Annotated in this window: 15 protein-coding genes and 1 pseudogene; 8 read left to right on the top strand and 8 right to left on the bottom strand. The window is 66.6% G+C overall.

Features of this window, described 5'->3' with window-relative positions:
- The first annotated feature begins 23 nt into the window (after positions 1-23).
- Positions 24-482, top strand: coding sequence for a hypothetical protein (locus ACFQEU_RS00670; protein WP_379778233.1), 459 nt, complete (start codon positions 24-26; stop codon positions 480-482).
- 61 nt (positions 483-543) lie between these two features.
- Here the strand turns inward: ACFQEU_RS00670 and ACFQEU_RS00665 are convergent, their stop codons facing one another.
- Positions 544-2,073 carry a right-handed parallel beta-helix repeat-containing protein gene (locus ACFQEU_RS00665; protein ID WP_379778231.1) on the bottom strand — a complete coding sequence of 510 codons (1,530 nt, stop codon included), beginning with the start codon at positions 2,071-2,073 and terminating at the stop codon, positions 544-546.
- Between the two features lie 431 nt (positions 2,074-2,504).
- Here ACFQEU_RS00665 and ileS point away from each other — a divergent pair, with 431 nt between their 5' ends.
- On the top strand, positions 2,505-5,651 hold the full coding sequence (gene ileS, locus ACFQEU_RS00660; protein ID WP_379778229.1) for an isoleucine--tRNA ligase: 3,147 nt from the start codon (positions 2,505-2,507) through the stop codon (positions 5,649-5,651).
- A 135-nt stretch (positions 5,652-5,786) separates the two neighbouring features.
- A complete protein-coding gene (locus tag ACFQEU_RS00655; protein WP_379778227.1) occupies positions 5,787-6,254 on the top strand; it encodes a GNAT family N-acetyltransferase in 468 nt (155 codons plus the stop codon).
- Between the two features lie 70 nt (positions 6,255-6,324).
- On the opposite strand, the gene lrpA1 is transcribed toward ACFQEU_RS00655, so the two are convergent.
- The 3 genes from lrpA1 to ACFQEU_RS00640 all read right to left on the bottom strand — a co-directional run bounded on the left by lrpA1 (position 6,325) and on the right by ACFQEU_RS00640 (position 9,712).
- Positions 6,325-6,753: an HTH-type transcriptional regulator LrpA1 gene (lrpA1, locus tag ACFQEU_RS00650; protein ID WP_379778225.1), complete on the bottom strand. Its 429-nt coding sequence runs from the start codon at positions 6,751-6,753 to the stop codon at positions 6,325-6,327.
- A 121-nt stretch (positions 6,754-6,874) separates the two neighbouring features.
- Positions 6,875-7,813 carry a thiamine pyrophosphate-dependent enzyme gene (locus ACFQEU_RS00645; RefSeq protein WP_379778223.1) on the bottom strand — a complete coding sequence of 313 codons (939 nt, stop codon included), beginning with the start codon at positions 7,811-7,813 and terminating at the stop codon, positions 6,875-6,877.
- Between the two features lie 3 nt (positions 7,814-7,816).
- Complete coding sequence (locus ACFQEU_RS00640; RefSeq protein ID WP_379778221.1) at positions 7,817-9,712, bottom strand: 2-oxoacid:acceptor oxidoreductase subunit alpha; 1,896 nt, start codon at positions 9,710-9,712, stop codon at positions 7,817-7,819.
- 161 nt (positions 9,713-9,873) lie between these two features.
- On the opposite strand from ACFQEU_RS00640, the gene dph5 reads away from it, so the two are divergent.
- Together dph5 and ACFQEU_RS00630 are read left to right on the top strand one after the other, a co-directional pair.
- Positions 9,874-10,671, top strand: a complete 798-nt coding sequence (dph5, locus tag ACFQEU_RS00635; protein WP_379778219.1) for a diphthine synthase — start codon at positions 9,874-9,876, stop codon at positions 10,669-10,671.
- Positions 10,672-10,773: 102 nt separating this feature from the next.
- Positions 10,774-11,175, top strand: a complete 402-nt coding sequence (locus ACFQEU_RS00630) for a CBS domain-containing protein (RefSeq protein WP_379778217.1) — start codon at positions 10,774-10,776, stop codon at positions 11,173-11,175.
- 42 nt (positions 11,176-11,217) lie between these two features.
- On the opposite strand, the pseudogene ACFQEU_RS00625 reads toward ACFQEU_RS00630, so the two are convergent.
- Positions 11,218-11,776 (bottom strand): annotated as a pseudogene (locus ACFQEU_RS00625) (hypothetical protein).
- 106 nt (positions 11,777-11,882) lie between these two features.
- Here ACFQEU_RS00625 and ACFQEU_RS00620 point away from each other — a divergent pair.
- Positions 11,883-12,257: a CBS domain-containing protein gene (locus ACFQEU_RS00620; protein WP_379778215.1), complete on the top strand. Its 375-nt coding sequence runs from the start codon at positions 11,883-11,885 to the stop codon at positions 12,255-12,257.
- Between the two features lie 125 nt (positions 12,258-12,382).
- Here ACFQEU_RS00620 and ACFQEU_RS00615 read toward each other — a convergent pair whose 3' ends face one another.
- Positions 12,383-13,630, bottom strand: a complete 1,248-nt coding sequence (locus ACFQEU_RS00615; RefSeq protein ID WP_379778213.1) for an MgtC/SapB family protein — start codon at positions 13,628-13,630, stop codon at positions 12,383-12,385.
- Between the two features lie 142 nt (positions 13,631-13,772).
- Positions 13,773-14,735 (bottom strand): archaeosortase A, encoded by a 963-nt coding sequence (gene artA / locus ACFQEU_RS00610; protein WP_379778211.1) that lies wholly within the window; start codon positions 14,733-14,735, stop codon positions 13,773-13,775.
- 169 nt (positions 14,736-14,904) lie between these two features.
- Here artA and ACFQEU_RS00605 point away from each other — a divergent pair, with 169 nt between their 5' ends.
- Both ACFQEU_RS00605 and citZ read left to right on the top strand, forming a co-directional pair.
- The gene (locus ACFQEU_RS00605) at positions 14,905-16,797 is read left to right on the top strand and encodes a PINc/VapC family ATPase (protein ID WP_379778209.1); all 1,893 of its coding nucleotides are present in this window, start codon (positions 14,905-14,907) and stop codon (positions 16,795-16,797) included.
- Positions 16,798-16,955: 158 nt separating this feature from the next.
- A complete protein-coding gene (gene citZ, locus ACFQEU_RS00600) occupies positions 16,956-18,098 on the top strand; it encodes a citrate synthase (RefSeq protein ID WP_379778207.1) in 1,143 nt (380 codons plus the stop codon).
- Between the two features lie 10 nt (positions 18,099-18,108).
- On the opposite strand, the gene ACFQEU_RS00595 is transcribed toward citZ, so the two are convergent.
- Positions 18,109-19,153 (bottom strand): ArsA family ATPase (locus ACFQEU_RS00595; RefSeq protein WP_379778205.1); only part of this gene is annotated, 1,045 nt, incomplete at its 5' end.

Below are 19,153 nucleotides of genomic sequence, written 5' to 3'. Positions count from 1 at the left end.
CCGGCGGGCGCGGATCGACTGGTATGTCACTCGACGTCGAGACCCCCGACCCGCCCGAGCTCGCGGCGGTCGATCCGAACGAGTACGACGACGCCGAGGTCAGTGGCGGCGACTACCGGCGCGACGAGCTGTCGGCGTTCCTCCGCGAGGGCGCGTGGGAGGAGGCGTTCTCCCAGTGGGCCAGAAACAGCGACCTCGACGCCGAGGAGTGGACGATCGTCGAGGACCTCGAGCTCGTCTCGCGCTTCGACTTCTTCTGGGACGATTTCGCCGACCGCGTCGGCTATCACGCGCCCGGGCTTCCTGAAGACTGGAAACAGCGCGATCTCCATCCGGATTTGGACTCGTGGGGGACCGTCTCGGGGATCAACGCCGGACTCACGGAGCTCGGTCAGATCGCCTGTGAGGTGTTGAAAGACGAGTACATCGACTGGGAAGCGGAGTACGAAGCGCCGGACGACCTCCCGAACTTCGACGAGTGACCCCCGGACACCGGTTCTCGCTCTCAGTGCTCCCAGCGGATCCCGTCTCCTGATCAGCCGGTCACGTCTCGTCGCCCTCGTTCGGATCCGTCGGTTCGAAGTCGACCCGCACGATCTCGTCGATCGTTCCCGCGAACCCACCAGTGTCGACCTCCTCGTAGCCGGAGCCAGGGTCCTCGGTGACGATCCGGTACTCGACGTCGGCGCGGAGTTCCTGTTCCGGATCGACGAACAGCAGCGATTCACACCGGCCCCGATCGCCACCCCACGTCGGCAACGTGACCGGAACCGCGTCCGGCTCCGCGCGAATGACGTGTCCTGGCAGCGACCGACCCCCGGCGACCTCGTCGTCCTCGTCTTCCGACGGGAGCGTTATCTCGCCGGGACCGGCGAACCCGGCGTTCTCGACCTCCGAGGGAGCGGTGGCGTAGAGTGCCTCGTCCCAGCAGTCGACGTCGTCATACGGTCCTAAGCCCATGATCCGCCGGTAGGACTTCTTCGCGATATATCCAGTCCCGGCCTTCGGCGGAGCGTCGGGCTCCTCGCCGAGGCCGCCCTCGCACCTGCCTTCGCCGTCCTCGATCCGCTCGACCGACCAGGGGAGGAACGCCACGTCGTCGCTGACTCGCTGGCCCTGCTGGCTCGCGGTGAGCTCGTTCTCGTGGACGGGGCCGGACTCGTGACCCCACCAGTTACACGTCGCCTCGACGGTGGTCGTGACCTCGTCCGCACGGGTGTGTAAGACCCCGTACTCCTCGTTGTCCTCGATGTTGCTGTATCGAAGGATCGTTTCGTAGGGGTCCAAGCCCCCGGGTACCCAATAGCCGATGCGATTCCCCGACAGCGTACACTCACGGACGTCGAGGGAGCCGTTGGGCTGTTCGATGCCGGCACCGTCACAGTCCTCGATCACGCAGTCGCGTATCGGCATCGGCTCGTCGTAGATCCCGCGGTCGCCGTAGTTGGTCTCCAGTCCGGCCCCCTCGCTCCCGCTGACGAGCGTCCCCTCGATCGTCGATTCCGGTCGCGGCACGAAGGTGACCGGACCGCCGTTGTCGATGACGCGGCAGTCCTCCAGGCCGAAGATCGCGCTACTACCCGCCCGGACCGGACGGGATCCGTTCTGCCGGATGTCGCAGTCTCGCATGAGAACGTCCCTGGAGTAGTCGGAGATACTGACACCCCGCCCGTCGTTCTGCCGGATGTCGCAGTCTCGCATGAGAACGTCCGAGGAGGCACTGATGACAACGACGCCGGAGCCGTTCTGTCGGACCGTCGTTGAAGCAAGCGTCACGTTACTGGTTAAGTTAACCCTGATACCGAGCCCGAAGTTCCGTACCGTGAGGTTCCGAACCGTACTCCCGGACCATTCGATATCCAGCCCGGTTCCGGTTCCGTCGCCCTCGATCGTGTGCCCGTTGCCGTCGAGCGTCACGTCGGAGGTGGTGATCTCCAAACAGTCGCCCTCGGCGGACAGGTCGTCGCCGAGGACGTACTCGCCGGGCTCGTCGATCTCCCGACACTCCGTGATCGTGGTCGGGCCTTCCTGGGCTGTCGTCCATCCGATGGTAGAGAGCCCGAGAAAACTCACGGAACCGATAGCACCGGCTCGGAGTGCATCCCGACGCGATCTGTTCGTCGGTTTGTTGTCACGATGTGTCATATCACGGATGGACCTCTCGGTGAAGGGCACGTTGTTATAACTGGTACAATCAAAATATCGAGAGATTATTTCATAAGTATAGGTATTTAGTTGCCTCATCCCGAAGAACGAACAGTTCTGGCCGATCGTACGGACGCTGTAGACCGGTCGGGAGTCCCGAGCGTGATCGCATGGAGTGAGGATACGGACTACTCTCGTGTAGGCGATCGCCCCAGCCGGGGGGTTTCACCGCGATACGCGGGTCACGACCACGTGTACACGTTCGAGCGGCTCCGTGATCTATCGATTCCCCCGCCAACCTGTGTCACAGCGGCACGCGACTCCGTCGTATTCAAATATCCGCGCCCAGACCGATCCGTATGGACGACATCGACGACCAGTACACCCCCGCGGACGTCGAGTCCGGGGTCGAGACGTACTGGGACGAACACGACGCCTACGAGTCGGCCACGGAGGCGCACGCCGACGACCCGCCCTTCTTTTTCGTCGACGGGCCGCCGTACACCTCCGGGCAGATGCACCTCGGGACCGCCTGGAACAAGACCCTGAAGGACGCGATCATTCGATACAAGCGGATGACCGGCCACCGGGTCACCGACCGCCCGGGTTACGACATGCACGGGCTCCCCATCGAGGTGAAAGTCGAGGAGGAGCTCGGCTTCGAGAACAAACGCGACATCGAAGCGTACGGCATGGAGCCGTTCATCGACAAATGTAAGGAGTTCGCCCTGCGCAACCGCGCGGCGATGGACGAGGACTTCCAGTCGATCGGCGTGTGGATGGACTGGGAAGACCCCTACGAGACGATCTCGCCGGAGTACATGGAGGCCGCGTGGTGGGCGTTCTCGAACGTCGCCGACAACGGGCTCGTCGAGCAAGGGAAACGCTCGATCTCGCAGTGTCCCCGGTGTGAGACCGGCCTCGCCAACAACGAGGTCGAGTACGAGCACGTCGACGACCCCTCGATCTACGTAAAGTTCCCGCTCGCCGACCGCGAGGGGAGCCTCGTGATCTGGACGACGACGCCGTGGACGATCCCCGCGAACACCTTCGTCGCCGTCGACGAGGAACTCACGTACAACGCCGTCCGCGCGGAGAAGGACGGCGAGGAGGAGCTCCTCTACGTCGCCGCGGAGTGCGTTGAGGACGTCCTTCAGGAGGGCCGCTACGAGGCGTACGAGATCGAAGCCGAGCTTTCGGGCGGCGACATGCTCGAGTGGACGTACGACCACCCCCTCGCCGATCACGTCGACGAGTACCCGGACTTCGAGGGGGCGGGACGGGTGTACGCCGCCGACTACGTCGAGGCCGACCGCACGGGGCTCGTCCACTCCGCGCCCGGCCACGGTGAAGAGGACTTCCACCGCGGGAGCGAGCTGGGTCTCGAGATCTACTGTCCGGTCGGGCCGAACGGCGAGTTCACCGAGGCCGCGGGTGAGTACGCCGGGCAGTTCGTCCGCGACGCCAACGACGACATCGTCGAGGACCTCGTCGCCGACGGTCACATGCTCGCACACGGGACGGTGAACCACAGCTACGGCCACTGCTGGCGCTGTGACACGGGGATCGTCCAGCTCGTGACCGACCAGTGGTTCATCTCGATCACGGACGTGAAAGACGACCTCCTCGACAACATGGAGGAGTCGGAGTGGCACCCGGGATGGGCCCGCGACAACCGCTTCCGCGATTTTATCCAGGACGCCCCGGACTGGAACGTCTCCCGCCAGCGCTACTGGGGGATCCCGATCCCGATCTGGGTGCCCGAGGACGCGGACGGCGACGACCTCGACGACGACATGATCGTGATCGGCTCCCGAGAGGAGCTGGCAGAGCGGGTCGATCAGGGGATCGACCCGGAGACGATCGACCTTCACCGGCCCTCGGTCGACGACCTGACGATCACGGACAGAGGGACGACCTACCGACGGGTCGAGGACGTGTTCGACGTGTGGCTCGACTCCGCCGTCGCGACGTGGGGGACGCTCGATTACCCGAGCGAGACCGAGGCCCACGAGGCGCTGTGGCCCGCCGACCTGATCGTGGAGGCGCACGACCAGACCCGTGGCTGGTTCTGGTCACAGCTCGGAATGGGAACCGCCGCCGTCGGCGAGATCCCCTACCGGGAGGTGTTGATGCACGGGTTCGCCAACGACAGCGACGGTCGAAAGATGTCGAAGTCGGTCGGCAACATCGTCACCCCCGAGGAGGCGATCGAACGCGCCGGCCGCGACCCGCTCCGCACTTACCTGCTCAGTCACGACCAGCAAGGTGTGGACCTGGCGTTCGAGTGGGACGGGCTCGGCGAGATCCAGGGGAAGCTGAACATCCTCTGGAACGTGTTCCGGTTCCCGCTGGAGTACATGGCGCTCGACGACTACGACCCGGCCGGTGCCGACCTCTCGGACGGCGAGCTCGCCGTTGTCGACGAGTGGGTGCTCTCTCGACTCCAGTCGGTCGAGCGCGAAGTCGCCGACGCTTGGGACGACTATCGCGTCAGCGACGCGGTCAACGCGCTGATCGAGTTCGTCACCCAGGACGTCTCCCGGTTCTACGTGAAGGCGGTCCGCGACCGGATGTGGGAGGAGGCGGACTCGGCGTCGAAACGCGGGGCGTACGCGACGCTCGCGACCGTCCTCGACGAGGTCGTCCGGATGCTCGCGCCGATCGCCCCCTACATGACCGAACGGATGTACCAGACGCTCGATGGGTCGGCGACGACCGTCCACGAGCTGTCGTACCCCCAGCCGACTGACGCGCTCCACGATCCGGACCTCGAACGCGACGTGGCCGTCCTCCGTGACGTCGAGGAGGCGGCCGCGAACGCCCGCCAGCAGGCGGGCCGGAAGCTCCGCTGGCCGGTCCAGCGCGTCGTCGTCGAGACCGACGACGAGGGAGTCGCCGAGGCAGTCCGGAACCTCGAACCGCTGATCCTCGATCGCGTGAACGCCCGCGCGCTGGCCGTCACCGACGCGTTCGACGAGCTCGTCGAGACCGCCGAACCGCGGATGTCGGCGATCGGACCGGCGTTCGGCGGCGAGGCACAGGAAGTGATGGCCGCCGTGAAGGGCGCGACCCGCGACGAGGTAGAGTCCGGACTCGACGTCGGCGGGGAGACGGTCGACCTCGGCGACGAGATGGTCGAGTACGTCGCCGAGCCGCCCGAGCACGTCTCGGGGGCCGAGTTCGACGGTGGAACCGTGTACGTCGACACCTCCCTGACGCCCGATATCGAGTCCGAGGGGTACGCCCGCGACGTGATCCGGCGGATCCAGGAGATGCGAAAGGAGCTCGACCTCGACGTGGAAGCGCGGATCCGGGTCGGGGTCGCCGTCGACGACGAACGCGTCGCCGGCTTCGTCGAGGAGCACGCGGACCTGATCGCCGGCGAAGTTCGTGCGGACGCCTGGCTCGACGACCCCGCCGACGCCGACGAGGCGGGCGGTCGGATCGAGGAGTGGGACGTCGAAGACGTCCTCGTCACCATCGGGATCGAACCGGTCGCGTAGCGACGGACCCCTCCGGCGAGGGACCTCCGACCTCCCGACTAGGAGCAGCCGTTCTCCCCGCGGGGAGCCGGTGGATCGCATCCTTCGCCGCCCCCGAAACGTATACCCGAACTCGCGTCTAGACTCCGAATACACATGCGTGTCCGACCGGCCAGCCCTGCCGACGCGGAACCCCTTAGAACCGCGGTGTCGCGAGCCCGCGAGGCGACCGTGTTCGACGACATCGCCGGACCCCTGTTCGATGTCTCGGCGGCCGGCGTGCGCGAGGCGGCCGCCGGTGCCGACTGTCGGTTCCTGATGGAGGACGAGGACGGACCGGTCGGGGTCGCGCTCGCGCACCCCGACCCGGACGGAGCCGAGGCCGAGCTGCTCGCACTGTGGGTCCACCCGGAACACGCGGGCGAGGGGGTCACCGAAGAGCTGCTCTCGCGGGTCGGTTCGTCGCTAGCCGAACGCGACATTCGGACGCTCCGAACCGCCGTCCCTGCCGATGAGCCCAGCGTCCGGGAGTTCTACCGGAGTCACGGGTTCTCGAAACGGGAGGTTCGACGGGGACCCGAAGGCACCGAGGCGATCGTCGTTATCGACGTCGATGCGCTCTAAACGCGGGCCTCGGACCGGGTGACGGGATCCCGGACCGGCGTCGGTGCCCACGAGCGTCCGACCGGAACGGTCACTTCAGTCGTTCCTGGAGAAACGAGGGGTGTGCGGCGGTGACACCGTCGACGGCGAGCAGCTCGTCGTTGATCACGTCGCCGAGCTCGTCGCCGTCGGCCGCGCGCACCTCCGCCATCAACATGTGGTCGCCGGAGGACGTGTACAGCGCCTCCACCTCGTCGAGCTGCTTTAGCTCGCGGGTCGCCGAGACGTACTTCCCCGAGTCGACGTCCATCCCGACCATCGCGATGGACTGCGTGGCGAGCTTCTTGGGGTCGACGTCCGCCGAGTAGCCGACGATGACACCCTCCTCTTCCAGCTTGTCGATGTACTTACGAACCGTGGGTTTCGAAACCTCGGCGCGTTCAGCGATCTCTCCACAGGAGGCCTGTGCGTCCTCCTCCAACACGGAGAGGATACGCTCTTCCGTCGATACCGTACTCATATGAATACCTTTGTCACCACCGAAAAAATACCTTGCGAACCCGAAAACGACCGGCGAGACGGAATAAACCGGGGCGGACCGACGCTCCCGCACCGGATTCCGTCGGTCTAGGGCCGTGTGGCTACTGGTGTTTGTCGACGAACCGGTCGTGGGAACGCTCCCACTCGTAGTCGTCGTCCCAGTACCGCTCGGCCAGCGGCTCCTCGGGCATCTCGCCGATCGCGCGCTTCTCCTGGCCGTACGACGGACGGCCTTCCTCGACGTAGTAGCGCCCGGTGAGGACCTTCCCCTCGTGGAGCGCCTCCTCCGTCTCGCGCATCATCTCCGCGGCCTCGACCTTGTCGCTCACGTCGAAGTCGTAGTCCTCGGAGTCCTGTACGTCGATGTACGGGACGTACTGGCGCGCGTCCTTGTTCCAGGTGGGACACTGCGTCAGGAAGTCGACGTGCGCGAACCCGTCGTGTTCGATCGCTTCGATCAGGATCTCTTTCGCCTGGTTCGGGTTCACGGCGGCCGTGCGGGCGACGTACGACGCGCCGGCGTTGAGCGCGAGCGAGAGCGGCTTGAGCGGCTCCTTGGCGCTTCCGTGGGGCTGCGTCTTCGACTTGTGTCCCTTCGGGCTCGTCGGAGACGTCTGTCCCTTCGTGAGCCCGAAGATCTCGTTGTTGAAGACGATGTACGTCATGTCGTGGTTCTCCCGGGCCGTGTGGAGGAAGTGGTTCCCACCGATCCCGTAGCCGTCGCCGTCGCCGCCGGCAGCGATGACTTCGAGCTCGGGGTTCGCCAACTTCGCGGCACGGGCCACGGGCAGCGAGCGCCCGTGGATCGTGTGGAACCCGTACGTGTCGAGATAGCTGTTCAGCTTGCCCGAACAGCCGATCCCGGTACACAGGAGCGTCTCCTCGGGAGTTCGTCCGACCTCCGGGAGCGCCTGTTTGAGCGCCTTGAGCACGCTGAAGTCACCACAGCCCGGACACCAGGTCGGCTGTGGCTCGACGCCGGGGGTGTACTCGTCGCGGTCGATCTCTCGTTCCTCGCCGATGGCTGAAAACGTACTCATTGGTTAATCACCTGCTGCTGGGACGAAGGTGGTCTGGTGGCCGGACGCGTCGCCGTCGCCCTCGATGATCGCGGCCTCGAACCCGTCGACGACCTCGGCGGGCTCGAACGGGTTACCGTTGTACTTCAGCAGGCTCGACAGTCGGTCGCCGTAGCGACCGAGGTTCTTCTGGACGAGCCCGCGGAACTGTCCCGACGCGGTCATCTCGACGACGAGCACCTCGTCGACGCTCTCGATGAACGCCTCGACCTCGTCGGTTGGGAACGGGAGCATATCGGAGACACCGAGCCCCTTCACGGCGTGACCGGCGTCGTTGAGCCGACCGACCGCCTCCTGAACGGTTCCCTGCTGGCTGCCAAACGTGAGGATCCCGTAGTCGGCCTCGTCGGGACCGAAGTACGTCTGCGTGGATTCCGTGTCGAGGTCGGCCCGGATCGCTTCGAGCTTCTCGGTCCGCCGGTCGATCTGTGCGACCCGGTTGTCCGGGTCCTCACAGATGTGACCGGTGGGGTCGTGCTCGTTACCCGTCGCCAGGTAGCGGCCGCCCTTCTGGCCGGGGATCGATCGCGGCGAGACGCCGTCCGCCACGTCGTGTTGGAACCGATGGAACTTCCCGTCGGCCGAGTGCGGCTCCTCCGCCAGCGCGTCCTCGGTGAGCGTCTTCCCGAGACCCGGGTTCGGATCGCGGTCGAAGTGGCTCTTGGGGACGTTCAACAGCTCGCCGCCGAGCTTCTGGTCGTACAGGAGGATCGTCGGGATCTGGTACTCGTACGCCAGTCGGAAGGCGAGCCGCGACTGTTCGTACGCCTCCGCGACGGTACCCGGCGCGAGAACGACACGCTGGGAGTCCCCCTGAGAGGTGTACAGCACGTGCTCGAGGTCCGACTGCTCCGGCTTCGTGGGAAGGCCAGTCGACGGCCCGGCACGCATCGCCTCGACGAGCACGATCGGCGTCTCCGTCATCTCCGCGAGCCCGAGGGGCTCGGACATCAGCGCGAAGCCGCCGCCGGAAGAGCCGGACATCGCCTTGACGCCGGCGTGTGACGCGCCCACGGCGAGCGCTGCCGCGGCGATCTCGTCTTCGACCTGCTCGGAGATCCCGCCCAGCTCGGGCAGGTTCTGACTCATGATGGTGAACACCTCCGTCCACGGTGTCATGGGGTAGCCAGCGATGAACCGGCAGCCCTCGTCGATAGCGCCGTAGGCGATGGCGTCGGATCCGGACATGAGCAGCTGGGTCTCGTCGTGCTCTCCGGTCGGGACCGACACGTCCGGCGCGTCCACGTCGTACTCCTCCGTGACCTGGTCGTACGCGGTGTTGAGGATCTCGAGGTTCGGCTCGAGGATCTTCTCCGGCATCGCGTCGCGCATGAGGTCCTCGACGTGGTCGAGGTCCATGCCGATCAGCGCGCAAGTCGCGCCGACGCCGGCGGTGTTCCGCATGACCTCACGACCCATGTCGCGAGCGAGTCCGCGGAGGTCGAGCGGGTAGACGTGCCAATCGTTCTCCTCGACGCGCTCGTCGAAGTTCGGGATCTCGGCGGTGTCCAAGAGCCCTTCGTCGTACACGATGACACCCCCCTCACGGAGCTCGTCGAGGTTCTCCGAGAGCGGTTTGATCTCCTCGTTCCCGTAGACGGCCCCCTCCTGCGGGTTTCGGGCGAACGAGTCGCCGAGCGCCAACAGGAAGTTGTAGCCGTCGCCGCGGGAACGGACCGGATCCGAGGACGCCCGGATCTCGGTGTAGGTGTGCCCACCGCGGATCCGCGACGGGTAGTGTCGATGTGTGAACACGTTCAGCCCGGATCGCATCAGGGCCTTCGCGAAGTTCTGGCTGGTGGAAGCGATCCCGTCGCCGGACCCCCCCGATATCCGCCAGATGAGTTCGTCGTCAGTCATAGTATGGATCCTGGCCCGGTAGGGCCCAGTAGCTTAGGGTTGTGTCGGTCACCTCTTATGGCTTGCTATGGAATCACAAGGGATGATCATGAAAGACCTACGAGACACGTCGGACTCGTCCGTTCCGCGCCCTTTTAGGGGGTCCTTCCCGGAACGGAGGTATGCTCACGTTCATCGGTCTCGGCCTCTACGACGAGCAGTCCGTCACGGTCGAGGGTCGCGAGGCGTTACGCGCGGCCGACCGCGTCTTCGCGGAGTTCTACACCAGCCGGCTCGTCGGTGCCGACGTCGACGATCTGGAGGCGGCACACGGGATCGACGTCGAGGTGCGGGACCGCGAGGGGGTCGAACGCGATCCCGATGCGATCCTCGCGGCGGCCGAAGCGGGCGACGTGGCGTTCTGTACCGCCGGGGACACGATGATCTCGACCACGCACACGGACCTCCGGATGCGGGCGGAAGACCGCGGGATCGACACCCGGGTGATCCACGGCGTCACCGCCCAGTCGGCGGCGTCGAGTCTCACCGGCCTGCAGAACTACCGATTCGGAAAAGCCGTCACCCTCCCGTTCCCGTACGCACACGGCGGCGACGACGTGCCGGGAAGCGTGATCGAGGCGATCGAGGCGAACCGCGAGCGCGGCCTCCACACCCTCGTCTACCTCGACATCAAGGTCGGCACCGGCCCGACCGGCCCGGACCCGGACCACGAGGAGTACATGACTGCGGCGTACGCCGCCGATCTGCTCGCGGACGGCTGGGCGGACGAGCTCGGCGTCGTGATCGCCCGCGCAGGTTCGCCCGACCCGGTTGTCGCCGCCGACCGCCTCTCCGCGCTCGCCGATCGGACGTTCGGCGACCCTCTCCACATGCTCGTGATCCCCGGCGACCTCCACCACGTCGAGGCCGAGGCGCTCGTGGGACTCGCCGACGCTCCGGAGACGGTCCTCGAGGAGTGAGCGGATCGTAGAGCGTGAGCGACGACGGCCGAGGCGTACCGGTGGGCAAATCGTGCCAAGAACCCTCACGATTGATTACGGAGGGGCCCCTCGACCACCGGTATGACGGACGTACCCGTAGGGCGACTCATGTCGACCGACCTCGTCACTGTCAGCGTCGACGCCACTGCCGCCGAGGCGGCGACCCGGATGTTGGAAACGGACGTGAACTCGGTCCTCGTCGTCGACGAAGCGGGCCGGCTCGAGGGGATCCTCACCGGAACCGACTTCGTCACGCTCGTCCGCGAAAACGACCCGGGAGACCGAACCCCGGTCGGAACGTGTATGACGACCGACGTCGTGACCGCCTCTCGAACGGACTCCGTGGAGGCGCTCACTACGCTCGCGGACGGCCAGTACACCCACGTCCCCGTGACCGACGACGAACGCGTCGTCGTCGGCATGCTCTCGACGACCGATCTCACGAGACATCTGGCCGAAAAGCGCCGACGCAGCGAGGAGTGACGGCGGATCGGACGGAGTCGGCGGGGTGAAAGTCGATCTGCGCTACTTCTCTCTTCCCTGGGTTTGCTCGTCGTAGGTCGCCGCGCCGGCGATCAGGAACCCGGTGATCGCGGTGACGAGCGCGACGCTCCCGATCGCCACCACCGCGATCGAGAAGAGATCGCTCGGAAGCACCTGCGCCGACGTGAGCAGCGACACGGCAGTAACGAACCCGATGAGCCCGAGCAGCCGGCCGAGTCGCCCGGTGTCGAAACCACCCTCGCCGACGTCGGCGACCTCGGGGTCCTCGCTTCCGCCGGTGTCCGTCCCCGCGCCGTTCGTGTCCGTCCCGCCGCGGTCGTGTTCACCCGACATACTTCCTCAGCTCGTTGATAACGCCGTCGTAGTCGTCCTCACGGGCGGCAGCACCGAGCGAGTGGATCGACTGGGACACCCAGAGCCCAGCGGTGAAGTTCAACAGCGCGACGAACGACACGAGACCGACCTGTGAGTCGACGGTCAGGCCGACCGCGATCCCCGCCACGAGGGACAGGACCATGAGCGCGTGTGTGACGAGGGATCGCGTCCCGAAATCGGCCAAGCCGGCAGCTACTCCTGACATGTGTCAGTACATGGTTCGAAGCGGCATATATGCTCCGTAGGGGGCGACCGCACGGGTCGGTTGCGCGATTCGGAAGAGCCAACAGGGCCCTCGACACAGGTGTGGTATGAACTTACACGATCGTACCCGCGTCAGCGAGGTCATGTCGACGCCGCTGGAGACGGTCGCGGCGGACGTCCCGATCCGGGAGGCGGCGCGTCGGATGCACGACGACGACATCAGTGCGCTTGTCGTCACCGCGGGCGGCGGCTGTATCGTCACGCAAAGCGACATCGTCGGTGCCGTCGCCGAGGGGAAGGACACGACCGAGACGCTCGTCCAGGATGTAATGACCGAGGACGTCGAGACGGTGACGCCGGACCTACTGATGGAGGAGGTCGCGGCCATGATGACGATGTACGGCGTCAAACACCTCCCGGTCGTCGACGACGACTACGTCGGCATGATCTCCTCGACGGACGTGGCCGCCCACATCTCGTGAGTAGCCACGGTCGACGGTGAGCACAGCGGATCGCAGACCACGCTGACCACGCGGATAGCAGCGACAGCAACGACAGCAGCGACAGTGACGACAGCACAACGGCAGCGGCACGGCGATACGAACACCTACAACAACAACAGCGGCGCGCCGACGAGGAGGCCGACAGCGATGAGGACGGCGTTCCACACCAACACCGGCCGGACCAGATCGCGACTGATCCCCGCGGCGAACGCGGTCTTCACGAGGATGCTCGCGGCGGTCCCGGCGACGACGCCGGCCACCGCCGTCTCGACCGTTATTTGACCGGTTCCGAGGAGCGAGACGGCGGTCGTCGTCGCGGTACCCGAGGAGACGAGCCCGGCGAGGAACGCCGTCACGAGGAACCCCGTCGAGCCGAACGCCGCCTCGGCCGCGACGGAGATCAGCAACACGACGAGGAACAGCGCGCCGAACGTGAGCGCGTTGCGGAGGCTGAACGGCGAGGTGAGCTCCGCCTCCATCGTCGTCCGCCAGTCGCTGCGCCAGACCGCGATCCCGACGCCTGTGAGTGTGATCGCGCCCAGTGGCGCGCCGACGACGAACGCGGCTTCGGGGACGAACACGGCGACGAGCGCGGCGTTCCGCAGCGCCATCGCCGCGTTGGCGAGCAGGATCGAGCCGACGGCGATCCCGATCAGGTCGGTCTGCCCTTTCGCGCGCTTGGCCATCTCCGCGACGACCGCAGTGGAGTTGACCAACCCGCCGAAGAACCCGGTGACCGCGTAGCCGCGGCCCTGGTACTTCCGGACGAGGACGTAGTTCACGAAGCCGATGGCGCTTATCGCGACGACCAGCGACCAGATGAGCCGCGGCTGGATCGCGTCCCACGGGTCGATCGTCTCGGCGGGCAAAAGCGGGAACACGACGAACGCGAGGATCGTGAACTCGACGGCGCTGCGCACTTCCTCGCGCGAGAGCCCCCACGCGAACTGGTGGAGCTCACGTTTGAGCACCAACAAGAGCGACGAGAGGACCGCGACGGTCACCGCCTCGATGAACAGCTCGACCGCGACGAGCACCCCGACGCCGTACGTGACGAGCATCGAAACCGAGGTGGTGAGCGAGAGCCCGTCGACGTCGGGCTCGACGAAGCTCCGGACGGCGAGCAACACCGCGGTGGCGACGATCAGGATCCCGCCGACGACGAGGAGGCCGGGCGCGTCGGCGATGGCGAACACGGCGGCGACCAGGCTTATCAGCGCGAACGTCCGGATCCCCGCGGATTTCTGGGACCACTCCCGTTCTAACCCGAGGAACATCCCCAGCACTGTCGCCAACACCAGCTTAGCGACGTTCGTCTCCAGGTACACCAGCGGGTCGATCGCGCTCAACACCGCGGCTCACCACCGTCGTCGGCCGAACCGGTCGGCGACCGCGCCGACGACCCGTCCCGCCCGTCCCACGGTCTCGTCACTCGCATGGGTTCGATGTATCGGGGAAATACGCCTATATCTTGCTATATAGGACTATATATAACTAGGTATTCGTCGGCTCCCGAGGCAGGTCGAGCGACTCCGTGAGGTCGTGTTCCTCGCCGGTGAGCACGTACAACACGTCCTCCAAGACGACGACCAGCTCGGGCAGCTGCCGGGCGACGAGATAGGTGATCCCGATCAGCGCGACCACGGCGAGCAGCTGGCTGATGATCCGATCGGATATCAAGAACGAGACCCGGAGCGGATTTGTCGCGCCGAACATCAACAACACGAGGTCCGGCTGCCAGTGCATGTACTGGTTGCCGGCGACGACCGTGATGAACGTCGTCCGCAGGATGTTGAGGACGTAAATAAGCGGGATGGAAACGGCGAGCGCCCGGACCTTGCGGTTCAGCGGGCCGTCGACGGCGGCCACGAGCCCGCCGAAGATCGCCATGCTCCCGAGCCCGGTACACGCCAACACGACGTTGATCCGGATCGTCTCGCCGCTCGCGAGCGTCCAGCGGAAGGCGGCGTCGAACCCCTCGCTGCTCGTGACCCGCTCCGGAGCGTACCCGAGCAGGTCGATCATCGCGCCGGTGTGGGTCGCGACGATCTCGATGAGCACCCGCCGTGGCTCGGGGATCGCCATTCCCGCGACCGTGAACGCCGGGATCGTCTCGAACGGGAGGTAGATGAACAGCATGATCGCGACCGCGCGGGTGAGCGTGAACAGGGAGGCGCGACCGTCGTACAGCAAGTAGCCGACGTACGCGCAGGCGGGGACGCCGACGAGCGCGAGGATCGACTCGACGTAGCTCTGGTGTTCGAACGCGAAGTACGGCACCATCGTCAGCCAGAACAGGCCGAACAGTCCCCACGTGCCGGCCGCGAGGGACCGGCCGAGCGCGAGCCCGCGGGCGTCGAGTACCCACGCGATCCCGAAGAGGATCGCGACGACCCACGCGAAGGTGAACGTGTCGGGGAGGGTGCTCAGGATCGCCGGCACGCCGGAACCGAACATACCGGACGAATCGGCGGCGGTCGAATAAAGCCCTTGTCGTTGTCCGCGTCGCTCCCCGGTGTCGGCGTCACCGGCGGAGTGATCGGATGACTGGGTCGTATCCGAGCCCCGGCCGGCCCGGACCGCCCCGGTCGAACACGCTTATACGGTTCCCGCCCGGAACGCCGGTATGAACGTAGTACCGGACACCAGTGCGGTCGTCGACGGCCGCGTGTCCGAACGCGTCGAGGACGGGACGTACGAGGGCGCGACCGTCGTCGTCCCGGAAGCCGTCGTGGGCGAGCTGGAGTCGCAGGCCAACGACGGGCTCGAGTCGGGATGGGACGGGTTGAGCGAGCTCCAGCGGCTCGCCGAGTTCGCCGACGAAGGCCGGATCGGCCTGCGGTACGTCGGCGAACGACCGACCGGAGACGCCCGCTCGCACGCCGACGAGGGCGACGTCGACGCGCTGATCCGCGACGTCGCCGACGCGGAAGGGGCGACGCTCCTCTCCAGCGACATCGTTCAGGCGGAGGTCGCCCGCGCGAAGGGGATCGACGTGGAGTACGTGGAGCCAGTCGCCCGCGGCGTCGTCGACGAGCTCCCGATCGCGGACTACTTCACCGACGAGACGATGTCGGTCCACCTCAAGTCGGGGACGAAACCGAAGGCGAAACGCGGCAGCCTCGGGGAGATGCGCTACGAGGTCATCGAGGAGGAAACGACCAGCGAGGAGCGGATGGCCGAGCTGGCGAACTCGATCGTGGACCTGGCGCGGCAGTCGAGCGACGGATTCATCGAGCTCTCCGACGACGGCATGGACATCGTCCAGTACCGGAACTACCGGATCGCGGTCGCGCGCCCGCCGTTCGCCGACGGCATCGAGATCACGGCGGTCCGCCCGATCGCGAAGACGACGCTCGACGACTACGAGTTCGCCGACGAGCTGCGCGAGCGGTTCCTCGAACGGAAACGCGGCGTCCTCATTTCCGGGTCGCCCGGGGCCGGCAAGTCGACGTTCGCGCAGGCGGTCGCGGAGTTCCTGAACGACAACGACTACGCGGTGAAGACGATGGAGAAGCCGCGGGACCTCCAAGTCGGTCCGGAGATCACCCAGTACGGCGCGCTGGGCGGGAAGATGGAGAACACCGCCGACTCCTTGCTTTTGGTCCGGCCCGACTACACGATCTACGACGAGGTCCGGAAGACGAAGGATTTCGAGGTGTTCTCCGATATGCGGATGGCCGGCGTCGGGATGGTGGGCGTCGTCCACGCCTCGCGCGCGATCGACGCGCTACAGCGGCTCGTGGGCCGTGTCGAGCTCGGCATGATCCCGCAGATCGTCGACACGGTCGTCTACATCGAGGCCGGCGAGGTCCACACCGTCTACGACGTGACGACGGAGGTGAAAGTCCCTGCGGGGCTCACCGCGGAGGACCTCGCGCGCCCCGTCATCCAGGTCCGGAACTTCGAGACCGGTACGCCGGAGTACGAGATCTACACGTTCAACCGACAGGTCGTCACCGTCCCCCTGAACGACGAGGAGAGCGGAGAGTCGGAGACCGGCGTCGGGCGGATCGCCAAACAGGAGATCGAACGCGAGATCCGCGCGGTGGCACACGGCCACGTCGACGTCGAGCTCACGGGGAACGACGGGGCGATCGTCTACGTCGGCGAAGGCGACATCGGGACCGTGATCGGGAAGGGCGGCGGCCGGATCGCCGACATCGAGAACCGGCTCGGCATCGAGATCGACGTCCGTACCCACGACGAGAAGCCGAGCGACGGCCCGAGCGGAAACGGTTCGGGCGGTCGAGGCGGTGGCGGGTCGACCGGGAGCGGACAGGTCGGCGAGGAGCGCGGCTCCGTCGTACAACCCGAGATCACCTCCCGGCACGTCGTGCTCGCCGTCGACGAGGGCGTCGGCGAGACGGTCGAAGTGCGTGCGAACGGGGAGTACCTCTTCACCGCGACGGTCGGACGCGGCGGCGAGGTGCAGGTGTCGCGCGGCTCCGCCATCGCCGAGGAGCTGGAGGACGCGATCGATCGGAAGCGGACTATTACGGTCGTCCCGGCGCGGTAACGCCGGTTCACACGCCACCCCGACGGCGTTCCTCCGATCGTCGTCCGTCGTTTGATCGGCCCGTCGTCCGTCGTTTCACACGTCCGTGATCGACGATCGTCGAATCCAGTTCCTCCTGAAAGATAACGCTTTTTTGATGGTGGTAGGAAGGTCGTGGTATGTCAGACGAGCTGAAACGCGGGTTGGAAGGGGTCCTCGTCGCGGAGTCGGAGCTCAGTCACGTCGACGGGGAGGTCGGAACGCTCGTGTATCGCGGGTACGACATCGAGGAGCTGGCACGCGACGCGAGCTACGAGGAGGTCCTGTATCTCCTCTGGTACGGGTCGCTGCCGACGCGCGAGGAGCTCGAGTCGTTCGCCACGTCGCTGGCGGACGAGCGCGACGTCGACGAGGACGTGCTCGCGACCGTTCGGACGCTCGCCGACGCGGGCGAGCGCCCGATGGCCGCCCTCCGCACCGCGACCTCGATGCTGTCGGCGTACGACGACGGTGCGGAGGTCGAGGGTCGCGAGGGGACGCTCGAACAGGGCGCGCGGATCACGGCGAAGATCCCGACGGTCCTGGCTGCCTTCGAGCGCGCCCGACAGGGGCAACCGCCGATCGACCCCGACCCCGAGCTATCACACGCCGGTAATTTCCTCTACATGCTCACCGGCGTCGAGCCCGACGAGGTGAGCGAGGAGACGTTCGACGAGGCGCTGACGCTCCACGCCGACCACGGGCTCAACGCCTCGACGTTCACGGCGATGGTGATCGGCTCGACGATGGCGGACGTCTACTCCGGCGTCACCGGCGGGATCGGGGCGCTCTCCGGATCGCTTCACGGCGGCGCGAACCAGGACGTGATGGAGCTGCTGTACGAGATCCACGAGTCCGACAAGGACCCGGTCGAGTGGGTGAAAGACGCCCGGGAGGCGGGGCGACGGGTCCCCGGATTCGGCCACCGGGTCTACAAGGTGAAAGACCCCCGGGCGCGTATCCTCCAAGAGCGGCTCCGGGACCTCGCGGCGGCCTCCGGCGACGACACGTGGCTCCAGTACACCACCGCCATCGAGGAGTACCTCACGGAGGAGGGGCTCGTCGAGAAGGGGATCGCCCCCAACGTCGATTTCTACTCCGGGTCCGTTTACGACAGCATGGGGATCCCGATGGACCTGTACACTCCGATCTTCGCGATGAGTCGCGTCGGCGGCTGGGTCGCACACGTCGCGGAGTACCAAGCGGACAATCGCCTCATCCGCCCGCGAGCGCGCTACACCGGCCCCGATTCCGCCGAGTTCGTCCCGATCGACGAGCGATAGGACCCCCCGACTAGTCTAGACACGCGGCGACGACGCGGAGGGCGGCCTCGCCGCGCACCTCGTTCGCCAACAGCGGGACGCGTTTTACTTCCCGACCGCGGAACAGGTCCGTGGCGCGCCGCAAGGCGGCCTGTTGGACCTCCCATCGACGGGCGCAGAACTCACAGCTCTCGGGGTTCGGTTCGACGATCCACTCGGGGTCGACGTCGGCGACGCCGCTCACGCGCTCCATTACGCGGTTGACCACGAGCGTGTTCACGGGGATAGAAAACTCGTCGAGCCGCGCGACGAGCCGCTCGGACTCGACGACGCTCATCTCCTCGGGGATCATCACGACGCGGAAGTCGGTCCGTTCGGGGTCCTGTAACACGCCGCGTAGCCGCTCGATCCGCGACTGCAGCTCCTCCAGGTCGGCGGTGGGGTCGGCGTCGTCGCCGCCGCCGAACATTCCTTTCAGCCCGTCCATCATTCCAGAGAACCGCTGGCGGAGCTTCAACACGCGCCCGATCATGGAGTCCATGATCTCTGGCAGCTGGAGCAGCCGGAGGGTGTGGCCGGTAGGCGCGGTGTCGACGATCACCCGGTCGAACCGAGGGTCGTCGAGGTACTCTAAGAGCTGTCGCATCGCCGCCGCCTCGTCCGCCCCGGGCATCGTCCCGCCGATGAGCGATCCGGGAGCGTCGTCCATTCCCTCGGCGGCGTCCGCCGCCATTCCCTCCATGCCGCCGCCCATTCCGCCCATCGCGTCTCCCATCCCGCCCATCCCGCCGAGTGGGTCGCCTTCCGCGCCGAACATCCCCTCGTCCATCGCGGCGTCGGGGTCGATCTCGGCCGCGTACAGGGGGATGTCTTCGCGGATCCGCGCCGGCTCCGCGGGGATCTCGACCTCGAAGGTGTCGGACAGGGAGTGGGCGGGGTCCGTCGAGACGACGAGCGTGCGGACGCCGCCGGCCGCCGAGGAGAGCCCCGTGGCCGCCGCCATCGTCGTCTTGCCGACGCCGCCTTTCCCGCCGTACAGCACGTACTCGGGCGCGTCGACTCCGGCTGGGAGTGCG

Origin of the sequence: Halorubrum tibetense, assembly GCF_042661865.1 — an archaeon.
Classification (GTDB): Archaea; Halobacteriota; Halobacteria; order Halobacteriales; family Haloferacaceae; genus Halorubrum; species Halorubrum tibetense.
The sequence above is the reverse complement of the archived record's forward strand: the minus strand, read 5'-3'. Positions and strand labels throughout refer to the sequence as shown.

Bases quoted from the DNA above. Each gene is read 5' to 3' on its own strand.
- citZ (WP_379778207.1), top strand. From the start codon at position 16,956: ATGTCAGACGAGCTGAAACGCGGGTTGGAAGGGGTCCTCGTCGCGGAG.
- lrpA1 (WP_379778225.1), bottom strand. From the start codon at position 6,753: ATGAGTACGGTATCGACGGAAGAGCGTATCCTCTCCGTGTTGGAGGAG.
- ACFQEU_RS00605 (WP_379778209.1), top strand. From the start codon at position 14,905: ATGAACGTAGTACCGGACACCAGTGCGGTCGTCGACGGCCGCGTGTCC.
- ACFQEU_RS00670 (WP_379778233.1), top strand. From the start codon at position 24: ATGTCACTCGACGTCGAGACCCCCGACCCGCCCGAGCTCGCGGCGGTC.
- ACFQEU_RS00655 (WP_379778227.1), top strand. From the start codon at position 5,787: ATGCGTGTCCGACCGGCCAGCCCTGCCGACGCGGAACCCCTTAGAACC.
- ileS (WP_379778229.1), top strand. From the start codon at position 2,505: ATGGACGACATCGACGACCAGTACACCCCCGCGGACGTCGAGTCCGGG.
- ACFQEU_RS00645 (WP_379778223.1), bottom strand. From the start codon at position 7,813: ATGAGTACGTTTTCAGCCATCGGCGAGGAACGAGAGATCGACCGCGAC.
- artA (WP_379778211.1), bottom strand. From the start codon at position 14,735: ATGTTCGGTTCCGGCGTGCCGGCGATCCTGAGCACCCTCCCCGACACG.
- dph5 (WP_379778219.1), top strand. From the start codon at position 9,874: ATGCTCACGTTCATCGGTCTCGGCCTCTACGACGAGCAGTCCGTCACG.
- ACFQEU_RS00630 (WP_379778217.1), top strand. From the start codon at position 10,774: ATGACGGACGTACCCGTAGGGCGACTCATGTCGACCGACCTCGTCACT.
- ACFQEU_RS00620 (WP_379778215.1), top strand. From the start codon at position 11,883: ATGAACTTACACGATCGTACCCGCGTCAGCGAGGTCATGTCGACGCCG.
- ACFQEU_RS00640 (WP_379778221.1), bottom strand. From the start codon at position 9,712: ATGACTGACGACGAACTCATCTGGCGGATATCGGGGGGGTCCGGCGAC.